8 protein-coding genes and 1 pseudogene are annotated in these 11,301 nt (G+C 31.6%); 4 read left to right on the top strand and 5 right to left on the bottom strand.

Annotated features, from left to right (window positions below):
• A pseudogene (locus ACTG3S_RS12475) lies at nucleotides 1-394 on the top strand (DUF5916 domain-containing protein); the annotation flags it as partial.
• Nucleotides 395-396: 2 nt separating this feature from the next.
• Here ACTG3S_RS12475 and ACTG3S_RS12470 read toward each other — a convergent pair.
• Entirely contained in the window at nucleotides 397-1,353 is a 957-nt protein-coding gene (locus ACTG3S_RS12470) for an L-threonylcarbamoyladenylate synthase (protein WP_439129674.1), read from the bottom strand.
• A gap of 81 nt (nucleotides 1,354-1,434) precedes the next feature.
• Here ACTG3S_RS12470 and ACTG3S_RS12465 point away from each other — a divergent pair, with 81 nt between their 5' ends.
• Nucleotides 1,435-1,971, top strand: coding sequence for a hypothetical protein (locus ACTG3S_RS12465; RefSeq protein WP_439129673.1), 537 nt, complete (start codon nucleotides 1,435-1,437; stop codon nucleotides 1,969-1,971).
• Between the two features lie 142 nt (nucleotides 1,972-2,113).
• Here ACTG3S_RS12465 and ACTG3S_RS12460 read toward each other — a convergent pair whose 3' ends face one another.
• On the bottom strand, nucleotides 2,114-3,643 hold the full coding sequence (locus ACTG3S_RS12460; RefSeq protein ID WP_439129672.1) for a P-loop ATPase, Sll1717 family: 1,530 nt from the start codon (nucleotides 3,641-3,643) through the stop codon (nucleotides 2,114-2,116).
• Between the two features lie 188 nt (nucleotides 3,644-3,831).
• On the bottom strand, nucleotides 3,832-6,663 hold the full coding sequence (polA, locus tag ACTG3S_RS12455) for a DNA polymerase I (protein WP_439129671.1): 2,832 nt from the start codon (nucleotides 6,661-6,663) through the stop codon (nucleotides 3,832-3,834).
• Nucleotides 6,664-6,773: 110 nt separating this feature from the next.
• On the opposite strand from polA, the gene ACTG3S_RS12450 reads away from it, so the two are divergent.
• Together ACTG3S_RS12450 and ACTG3S_RS12445 are read left to right on the top strand one after the other, a co-directional pair.
• A complete protein-coding gene (locus tag ACTG3S_RS12450) occupies nucleotides 6,774-7,994 on the top strand; it encodes a metallophosphoesterase (protein WP_439129670.1) in 1,221 nt (406 codons plus the stop codon).
• A gap of 90 nt (nucleotides 7,995-8,084) precedes the next feature.
• Nucleotides 8,085-8,378, top strand: a complete 294-nt coding sequence (locus ACTG3S_RS12445; RefSeq protein ID WP_439129669.1) for a thioredoxin family protein — start codon at nucleotides 8,085-8,087, stop codon at nucleotides 8,376-8,378.
• Between the two features lie 94 nt (nucleotides 8,379-8,472).
• On the opposite strand, the gene ACTG3S_RS12440 is transcribed toward ACTG3S_RS12445, so the two are convergent.
• Nucleotides 8,473-9,081 (bottom strand): polysaccharide deacetylase family protein, encoded by a 609-nt coding sequence (locus ACTG3S_RS12440; RefSeq protein ID WP_439129668.1) that lies wholly within the window; start codon nucleotides 9,079-9,081, stop codon nucleotides 8,473-8,475.
• 37 nt (nucleotides 9,082-9,118) lie between these two features.
• On the bottom strand, nucleotides 9,119-11,301 hold a 2,183-nt coding region (locus ACTG3S_RS12435; RefSeq protein ID WP_439129667.1), incomplete at its 5' end, for a hypothetical protein.

Genomic DNA, 11,301 nt, shown 5'->3' with positions numbered 1-11,301 from the left:
TGGGCAACCTTTTATTTCTAGAGGACGTTATTCTGATTTGAATTTTGTAAATGATCCTACAGCAGTATCTTTTAAAGACAGGGTAAATTTATATACTAACAATCAAATTTCATACAATAATGCTTCCGATAGTTTTTTAATTGATGAAAATCGAGATAATATAACAGATTACACAATTAGCAACCCAGATTTTTCATTTGCACAATTACAAACCAATCTCGTTGTCAGATGGGAGTATATACCTGGATCTGAATTATTTTTTGTTTGGGCGAGAGGTTCTTCTGGCTTGCAGAATGTAGCTGATTCTTTAAGTGAAGGTATTAGAAGACAGGTTATAGATGCACCAGCAGAAGATACATTTTTAATAAAAGCTACCTACAGATTTGTAAGATAATTTTAAGCAAAAGTAGCACGTTGCAAACGGTCGTTTATCGATTTTCCCAATCCATTTTCTGGAAAACGTTCTGCAATAATTACATCTAAATTGTAAGTATCTAACAAATGTAAAGAGCTGTAAAGATTGGCTGCAGCTTCTTCCATAGAGCTATTTTTAGACAAAATAATTTCGGTAACATTCTCATCATTTAAAGTATCTTTAAATACCAAAATGCCTATTTTTTTATTCGGATGTTTTTCAATTTCACTAGCAACGTCATCAACTAAAAAAGTCCTTGTTTTTGGGGCATAATGTCTTGCCAACATTCCTGGAGCATCAGGGCTTTGTTCTTTTTTATTTTTAATAGCAATCTTTCCAACAGCAGCTTCAATATCTTCTAAAGCCAAAGCACCTAATCTGTAAATAATAGGGGCATCATTCTCAAAACCAATAATGGTAGATTCAATTCCGTTCTTACAAGCACCACCATCTAACACCATTTGTAGTTCGTTTTTAAAATAGTTTTCTACATGCGATGGTTTTGTGGGGCTAATACTACCAAAAGGATTCGCGCTTGGTGCAGCCAAAGGAAAAGGCAATTGTTCTAATAAAGCTAAAGTTACATGATGATTAGGAACACGAACAGCTACTGTATCTTTACCAGCTGTAATTAAATCAGGTATTTTACTGTTTTTCTTTAAAACCAACGTCATAGAACCTGGCCAAAAAGCATCTGCTAATAATTTTGCTTTTTCAGGAATATGTGTAACCACATTTTCTAAAGCTTCAGCAGAAGGAATATGCACAATTAACGGATTAAAAAACGGTCTTTTTTTAGTTGAAAAAATGCTTTTGATTGCTTTTTCACTAAAAATATTTCCTGCTAAACCATAGACTGTTTCTGTGGGTATGGCTACCAATTGCTCATCAGTTAATAGTTGTACTGCTTTTTGTATGTCTTTAGAAATGATGCTCATAATACGGATGCGAAATTACAATTATTTTAAATATAATAAATGGTATAATTTTTGTTTCGTCTGATTCTATAATATCAATCAATGAAAAAAATTACCATTATTTTTATTTTTTGTGCTCTACAAAATTTATTTTCTCAAGAAAAATTAGGAAAACCATTTATTACAGGAGATTTTAATTTTACATTAGGTATTAATGAAAATTATACACCTTTTGATACTGATGATGGGGAAGGTTTAATAGAACCTGCTGCCTTATTTTTTAGAGTTGGTATTGGTTATGAGTTTAAAAAAAGAGTGGCTATAAGCATTAACGGAGGTTATGATTTTCATTTCAATTATGCTGTAGATGCTTTTCCAACTTATGGAGGTTTAAAGTATAATATAGTAGAAAAAGATGATGATGCTTTTTTTACTGAAATTAGATATGGTAAAATGTGGACACCTTCTTCACGATACCCTGATGGTAATTATTATGGTTTTGGTTTGGGTTTTCAAATTGCTAGCGAAAATAGATGGAATACCATTGTTAGGATTGATTTTCATAGAAAAGGAATAGCAGGTTTTGAAAATAATAGATTAGATAGCGTTTCTTTTGGTTTGGGTTTTTCGTTTTTTTAGAAAGTTTTACTAAGGGTTTATGTATGATTTTGTTGCGTGTTTCAGCAACTAAATTAACAAGTATAAACCGAATAGAAAGTCTGCGAGGACTTTCCTAAGTAGGCTATAACTAGCGATGAATTATATACGGCTTAAGTTGGGCTTAGTTTGTTAAATGCGTATTACATTCTAAACAATTATATGGCTTTTTGTCAAAATCTCTATATGCAAAGGTTTTACATTCTGGGACAACACATCTTTTAATTTTATTTTTTATGAAAGTGTTTAAATCTATTGATGGGGTTGCATATCTAGCCATTCGAATATCTGAAAAAGCATATTCATTGACAGCTTTCTTAGATTTTCTTTTTACTAATCCTATTTTTTTTAAAAGCTCTGATTTTGTCCATGGGAATATTATATTTCTAATAGCAGGAGAATCAGCTGCTACTTTCTTAGAAACTAATTCTTCAATTGTAAAAGAAACAGCATTTATTTTTGACAAATGTCTTAAGTTACTTTGATTTGAGATTAATTCCTCAACCTTTTCCTTGCAGAACATATCAATTGATCTATTAACAATATGAGGTTGAAATTTTAAAGCTTTCGGGTTTTCTTTTAATTGTTCTGATAGTATTCTATTGCAAATTCTTATACAGTCCCTTGGGGAAAATTCGGAAAAGACAATAACTCTTCCAAAGCTTACTTTTGTTTCAAAAAGTTCAGATGCCTCTTTTATAACTCCATCACTAAATGCTGATAATCTTTTATTCAACATTTCTCTAATTTGGCCAACAGTCCATTTTAATTGGTAACTATAAACTCTGTCAGGTCTTGCGTCTTTTGCACAATATTGTTTTAACTCATCCCAAAGAAAAAATTTGAAACCTACTCCTGGCATTTCTAAAAGTTCTAAATCGCGTATAATTTGAGAAATAAAGCTATAACTTGCTTTAGGATTATTGCCAGTTAAACTTAACTCATCAACTTTGTCAACTAAAACGTAAACTGTGTCAATGCCAACTCTTTCTAAAAATGAACGTATATTGAACAAGTTATCTTTGTGCGATAATTGAATTTTTTTATCGAATTCAATTTTTGATAAATCAACTTCTACACCTTTTGCTTTACTTATTTTTTTGATTACTTCAGCGAAAGGAGTTCGAAATTTATTCCATAAATCTGTAGCAAAATCTTCTATTGATTTTAAAGAATTAATAGCTTGATTTGGAAATGAAGCAGGAGTCTCAAATAAATATATTTTACAAAGTTTATAAATAAACTGTCTTTCTTTGTAGGAAAATTGATAGATATACTGAAAATCATGTAAATTATTTAGTCTATTAAAAAAAGAAAGAAGTAATAACCTGTTTAAATATTCTAAATGATAATTGGAATTTACTTCTTCAATATTCTTGAATTTTGATAAATCATGGTCAGTATATGTTATCGTAAGTATATTGTCAATTGGTTCTGCCCTTTTTTCAATCATTACTCTCTGTGCCGTTTTTCCACCACCTCTTGGAGCATAAACTATGTTAGATACTGGATTTTCAGGATCTCCCCAAACATCTTCAAAATAATCGGGAGAAATGAAATATTTATCAATGATATCACTTTCTTTATCAGCATTAGTATGTTGAAAAGGATTAGCAGTAAGTCCAATTAAATTTAGGTATTCTTTTTTTGTCATTTATTTTAAATAGAGTCGTTTATTTTGTTTTAAAAGTACTAAAAAATAAAGTCAACTTGAGGAGTTATCAGAGTTTTGTTATTTGTAGGTAATTAAGCCCAACGTGTTTTCAGATATGCCCGAAATTTAATTCGTTATATATGTCAACGAAGTTAGAAGATTTCACCTAAAGAAACAAACTAAATTATTTAATGCGCCTCCAACCAATTTTCACCAATACCAACTTCTACATCTAAAGGAACAGCCATTGTAAACGCATTTTCCATTTCGTGTTTTATAATGGGTTTTATGGTTTCTAGTTCGTCTTTATGCGCATCAAAAACCAATTCATCATGCACTTGTAATAACATTTTAGACTTAAAGTTTTCTTTCTCAAATCTGTTATGAATATTAATCATTGCTAATTTAATAATGTCTGCTGCAGAACCTTGTATAGGCGCGTTTACAGCATTTCTTTCGGCTCCAGATCTAACCATCGCGTTTCGCGAATTGATGTCTTTTAAATACCTACGTCTGTTTAAAACGGTTTCTACATAGCCTTTTTCTCTTGCAAAATCTACTTGTGCAGCCATGTATGCTTTTAATTTTGGGTAGGTTTCGTAATAGGTATCAATCAACTCTTTGGCTTCACCTCTAGAAAGATTGGTTTGGTTACTTAAACCAAAAGCAGAAACACCATATACAATACCAAAATTTACGGTTTTTGCATTGCTACGTTGTTCACGCGTAACTTCTTCTAAAGGAACATTAAATACTTTTGCAGCAGTAGAAGCATGAATATCTTCGCCATTTTTAAAGGCAGTAATCATATTTTCCTCTTCACTTAAAGCTGCAATAATTCTCAATTCAATCTGGCTGTAATCTGCTGCCAACAAAACATAATTTTCGTCTCTTGGCACAAAAGCTTTACGCACTTCTTGACCACGTTTTGTTCTAATAGGAATGTTCTGTAAATTCGGGTTGTTAGAACTTAATCTACCAGTGGCAGCCACTGCTTGTGCATAAGCTGTGTGCACTCTGCCAGTTTTTGGATTCACTTCATTTGGCAAAGCATCTACATACGTACTTTGCAATTTTTTATACTGACGATATTCTTGAATATCTCTAATAATTTGATGGTCTTTTGCCAAGTAAGATAAAATGTCTTCTCCTGTTTTGTACTGACCCGTTTTTGTCTTTTTTGGTTTTTTAACCAACTCTAAATTTTCAAAAAGTACAATTCCTAATTGTTTTGGAGACCCTATGTTAAACTCTTCTCCAGCTTGCTCATAAATACTTTTTTCTAATCTGTTGATATCATCAGTTAAAGCAACAGACAATTCTTTTAGAAAATCTGTGTTTAGATTGATACCTTCAATTTCCATGGCGGTTAAAACCGAAACTAGAGGCAATTCAATTTCGTTAAACAATTTGGTTACGTTACCACTTTCTAATTCGCCTGTAAAAATTTGTTTTAATTGTAAGGTGATGTCTGCATCTTCTACAGCATATTCTGTTTGGTCTGCAATAGGAACCACTCGCATAGAAAGCTGATTTTTTCCCTTTTTACCAATCAATTCAGTAATAGAAACAGGTTGATAATTCAAATACGTTTCTGCCAAAACATCCATATTATGGCGCATATCTGGATTGATTAAATAATGCGCAATCATGGTATCAAATAATTTGCCTTTTACTGGCATGTTGTAGTTAGACAATACTTTGATATCGTATTTTAAATTGTGTCCAATTTTTTCGATATCACTTTCAAAAAAAGGTCTAAATTCTTCTAAAATAGCTTTGGTTTCTGTTTGATCTTCAGGAAAAGAAACATAATAGCCTTTGCCAGCTTCGTAAGAAAAAGCAATTCCTATCAATTCAACTTCTAATGCTTTTAAACCCGTAGTTTCTGTATCAAAACAAACCGAAGTTTGTTCCATTAATTTTTTTAATAATAATTTTCTAGAAAAAGCAGTATCTATATGTTGATAAAAGTGATTGGTGTTTGCTATGGTTTTAAAACCGGCAGCTACTTCTGCTTCAGAAACACTTCCAGCTCCTGGCGCTGCAAATAAATCGAACTGTCCTTCTGAATTTGAAGGCGCTTTTTGGGTTTTTGCTACTTTTTTTTTGGCTACATCTTCTTCTACTAGATCTGCGACAGCAAAGGTTTTTAAGAAATTGGTTAAAAGATTTCTAAATTCTAGTTCATTAAAAAGCTCGGTTACTTTTTCTATATCTGGTTGATCTAGCTCAAAATCTTCGGCATTAAAAGTTACTGGAACATCTAGCATAATTGTAGCTAGTTTTTTAGAAAGCAAGCCTAATTCTTTATTAGCCTCTACTTTTTCTTTCATTTTGCCTTTTAGTTGATCGGTGTTTTCTAATAAGCCTTCCATAGAACCAAATTGAGCTAAGAATTTTTTGGCAGTTTTTTCTCCAACTCCAGGTAAACCTGGGATATTGTCTGCAGAATCGCCCATCATTCCTAAAAAATCGATTACTTGTAAAGGATCTGTAACTTCAAATTTTGCTTGTACTTCTGGCACGCCCCAAACATCATAACCACCACCAAAACGTGGTTTGTACATAAAAATATTTTCAGAAACCAATTGTGCAAAATCCTTATCAGGTGTTACCATAAATGTTTGATAGCCTTCTTTTTCTGCCTGTTTAGAAAGCGTACCAATCACATCATCTGCTTCAAAACCTTCTTTAACCATAATAGGAATGTGCATCGCTTTTAATATCTCATAAATATAAGGCACAGCTAATTTTATGGCTTCAGGTGTTTCATCTCTATTGGCTTTGTAGGCTTCAAACAATTCTACTCTGTCTGTACTGCCACCTTTATCAAAACAAACGGCTAATTTATCGGGTCTTTCTCTCTTTATTACATCTAAAAGCGAGTTCATAAACCCCATTATTGCAGAGGTGTCTAATCCTTTAGAATTTATCCTTGGGTTTTTTATAAATGCATAATATCCTCTAAAAATTAATGCATATGCATCCACTAAAAATACTCTTTTTTGGTCTGACATTTTAATAGGTTTATTTGGAATGCTAAAGCTACAAAACTTTAACATGCTATTAAAATTCATTCATGTTTTAACAAGTATATTTGTTAGGTTTTTTTAAATATTTCTATTTTATGCGTTGGATTATTAGATTGGTCATTTTATTGGCAGTAATTTTTTTATTAGAGTTTTACGCATTTCAGGCATTAAAAACAGTTTCTAAAAGTAAAGTTTTAAAGTATTTATGGATTTTTATAAGTTTAGCAGCGTATTTAAATTTCTTTTATGTTGCCATAACTTATGATAGAGGCCAAGGACAAACCCCACAATTTCAAATGGCTATGGGTATTATGTTAACGGTTTTAATACCTAAAATAGTTATTTTATTAATTCTTTTTGGCGAAGATATTTACAGGTGGATTGCAAAAGCAATTTCTGCACTTTCTCCTGGAGAAACACAACCATTACCAAGCAGAAGAAAATTTATTGCACAATTGGCATTAGGCATTGCAGCAATACCATTTGCTGGTTTTATTTATGGTATTATACAAGGTAAATACAATTACAAAGTTTTAAAATATCAATTAACATTTACAGATTTACCAGAGGCTTTTGATGGTTATACCATCACACAAATATCAGACATCCATTCAGGTAGTTTTACCAACAAAGAAAAAATACAATATGGTGTTGATTTAATCAATCAACAAAAATCAGATTTAATGCTATTTACAGGAGATATTGTAAATAATAAAGCAGATGAAATGGATAATTGGATTGCTGTTTTTGACAAGTTAGAAGCAAAAGAAGGCAAATATTCCATTTTAGGAAATCACGATTATGGAGATTATATGGATTGGAAAAACCCACAAGATAAGATTGATAATTTTCAAGCCGTAAAAGACATCCATAAAAAAATTGGCTTCGATTTACTGTTAGATGATCACAGATATTTAGAAAAAGACGGTCAAAAAATTGCACTTCTGGGTGTAGAAAACTGGGGAAAAGGATTCAACCAAGCAGGAGATTTAGAAAGAGCAGCAAAAGGAGTAAATAAAGACGATTTTAAAATTTTAATGACACATGACCCAAGTCATTGGGAGTATAAAGTAAAAGAAGACCCTTTTCATTATCATTTAACTTTAAGTGGCCATACACATGGTTTGCAAATGGGTATAGAAATTCCTGGTTGGTTAAAATGGAGTCCTTCTCAGTTTGTATATAAACAATGGGCTGGCTTGTATGAAGAAGCAGGTAAATTTATCAATGTAAATAGAGGTTTTGGCTACCATGCTTTTCCTGGTAGAGTAGGTATTTGGCCAGAAATTACGGTTATAGAATTGAAGAAAGCTTGATAATCAGATCATTTAAATGCTTTTAAGTATCTTTGTGTAGCAACAATACTTAATTTATACGTTATTCCCCTTTAATAAAATAATTACGTTATGACAAAATTTGGTGAAATAATTAGTGTACAAAAACCCGTTCTTATAGACTTTTATTCAGATTGGGACGATGCAGAAAACACTGTAAAAATGCTTAGAAACGTTGCAGCTGCATTAGGAGACAAAGCCAAAGTTATTAAAATAGATATTAAAAAAAACGAAATACTTGCAGATGCGCTCAGAGTAAAAGGTAACCCAACTTTTATGATTTACAAGAATGGCGAAATGAAATGGCGTCAAACAGGTTTTCAAGATGCATCTACACTAATTGGTTTGGTAAAGCAATACCTTTAATTTTTTTGAAGCTATTTCCAGCTTTCCACTATATCTTTTTTTCGTTCCTCAAAAAAGGATGTCGTTTCAATCTGGGCTAAACTAGTTTGTTAGCTTATTGTATTGCCTTAAAAGCATATCCTTTTTTAGAGAAGTGTGCTAACACTTTTGGTAATGTAAACCTTAATTTTTTAGAAGCTTTAACACTATCATGAAAAACAACAATACTGCCATTCGTGGTATTTTGTAGTACGTTTTCTAAACATTCTTCTTTGGTAATGCTAGTATCAAAATCTGCAGACAACACAGACCACATAATAATTTTATAGCCTTTTTTTAGTATTTTTTCAGCTTGTTTCTTTTTTAACTTGCCATAAGGTGGCCTAAATAGTTGCTTTTTTTGAGGTTTTTCGACTGTGCTAGAAATGATAGAATCGCACTCTAAAAAATTATCTACATACTCTTTTTTAGAGGTTTTCCAGCCATTTAAATGGTTTTGTGTGTGGTTGCCTACTGAGTGTTTTTCGGCAATAATTCGCTTAAAAATTGCTGGTTGATTTTTAATGTTTTTACCAATACAAAAGAAAGTAGCTTTTGCATTGTATTTGTTTAATTCATCTAAAACAAACTGGGTAATTTCGGGTGTTGGGCCATCATCAAAAGTTAAATATATTTCCTTTTTTTCAATAGAAAAACGCCAAATATATTTAGAGAATAATCTCATAATACTATTTGGCGTTCTGGGGAAATATAATTTCAATTTATTCTTTAATTAACTCTAAATCGTCTGTACTTTCTTCATCGGGCATTAAATAATTAAAGCGTTTTACGGTTGTCATAAAATCTTCTTGAATTTTAGAAATAAACGCTTTATTGTTACTACCTCTTTCTACTTGGTCTATTAAGTTTTTAAACATGTATAAAGACGTGTCAATTTCATCAAAAATAATATCTGAATCTTCTTTATCAAACGTGCTTAACCACACTAATTTTTCAGTAATTAAGCCTTGTAAAGTTTTGGCAGTTTTTTCTGCCTTTTCTGGTTCGCCCAAACTATAATACATTTCTGGATATCCTAGAGAAAGGCTGTAATGGTCAAATTTTTCGATTGGCATTTTGTTTAAAGATAAATCTAAAACTTCTACAGCTTTTATAGTATCTCCTTCTTTTGCAAAGGCTTCAGACAAACGCATTAAACTATTTCTTAGAGAAATGGCATTTCTTTTGGTTTGTTCGTCTAAATAAATTTCGCCACTATTTATGTTTCTCCATTCTAATTTGTTAATGTTGGCATACATTTTTTCTGGATCTATTCTACCAATATCAAATAAACTAATTTCTCTTGTTCTACCACTTTGGTCTTTGTATTTAGAGGGTGTTCTTATAGGTACCAATTTAAACGCCAAACCATCTAATTGTAAATAATCTTTTAACCAAATATATTCTTCATCTGCATTTGCACCACCCGTAAAATAAATAGGACGCTCCCAATCATTGTTTGCTAAAATATCTAGCATTAAAATACGGTTTTTGGTAATGCCCCTATTATCAATTTCAATATCTATATATGGTACAATTTTGTCTGCATCTTTTTGAGCAACTATACCATTTTTTAAGACGTTTTCTTTATTAACAGGAATTCTAATTTTATTGGTTGGGTAGTATTTTAATTTCTCTCCATTTTCAGTTTCAATGAAAGTTGCATCATTATCAGATGCAATCCAACGCATAAAATCTTTAATTTCTATAATAGAATCTTTAAATCTTGGATGTTCTATATGATAAGCAATATCTAAACTACCATATTTATATTGGTCGTGTGTTAACTGGCTTGGTATTGGAGCTGCATCATAAGTAGCACGTTTCATTTGGTCTATATACCAATCTGTGGCAAATAAACTGGTATTTACTAGTTTGATGTCGGTTCTAATACCTTCTACTTCTTGCATGTACCAAAGAGGAAATGTATCATTATCTCCAATCGTAAACATAATGGCATTTTTGTCTGTACTTTCTATATATGCTTGCGAGTTTAAGCGTGTTGTAAATCGGTCTGATCTGTCATGATCGTCCCAATTTTGAGAAGCCATTAAAGTAGGTACCGCTAAAAGTGAAATTACAGAAATAGCAATAGCGATTGTTTTTTTGTTCGCAAATTTCTTTAAATATTCGTAAAGAGCTAAAACTCCAAAGCCAATCCAAATAGCAAAAATGTAGAAACTGCCTACTACAGCGTAATCACGTTCTCTAGGTTCAAAAGGTTTTGGGTTGGTGTAAAAAATAATGGCAAAACCTGTAAAAGCAAAAAATAGAAAGAGTACAAAAAAGTTTTCTTTGTCCCATTTTATTTGAAAAAATAAGCCTATAAGACCTAAAATTAAGGGTAAAAAATAATAAGTGTTTCGTCCTTTATTTTCTAGAGCTTGCGTAGGCAATTGTTTTTGAGAGCCCAATCTCATTTCATCAATGGCATCAATGCCACATAGCCAATTTCCGTTAAATATATCTAATCTACCTTGTATGTCGTTTTGACGCCCAACAAAATTCCACATAAAATAACGCCCATACATATACCCAAATTGATAGCTAAACATAAACTTTAGGTTTTCTGCAAAAGTGGGTCTTCTTTTACTATTTGGTGGAATGCCAGCAATGGCTTTGTACATTTTTTCAGAGGCAGGATCTACCATTCTTGGGATAAAACCTTTGTGTTTATCAGAATAATTGGGTGTTACATTTTTGTATTTATTTACAATTACGTATTTACCATTTTTCTTCTCGTATTTTGGTTTATCATCCTTGTAAGGGTTGTCTCTATCTTGTTCTCTTTGATAAGAATTAGAGTAATACGTATCATAAAAAACGTTCGCATCTCCATATTGTTCACGTTCGTAATAAGCTAACAATTCACGTGCACTTGATGGATTATTTTCGTTGATAGTTG

Origin of the sequence: Polaribacter sp. (assembly GCF_965656025.1) — a bacterium.
Taxonomy (GTDB): Bacteria; Bacteroidota; Bacteroidia; order Flavobacteriales; family Flavobacteriaceae; genus Polaribacter.
This window is presented reverse-complemented; position numbering and strand designations above follow the sequence as displayed.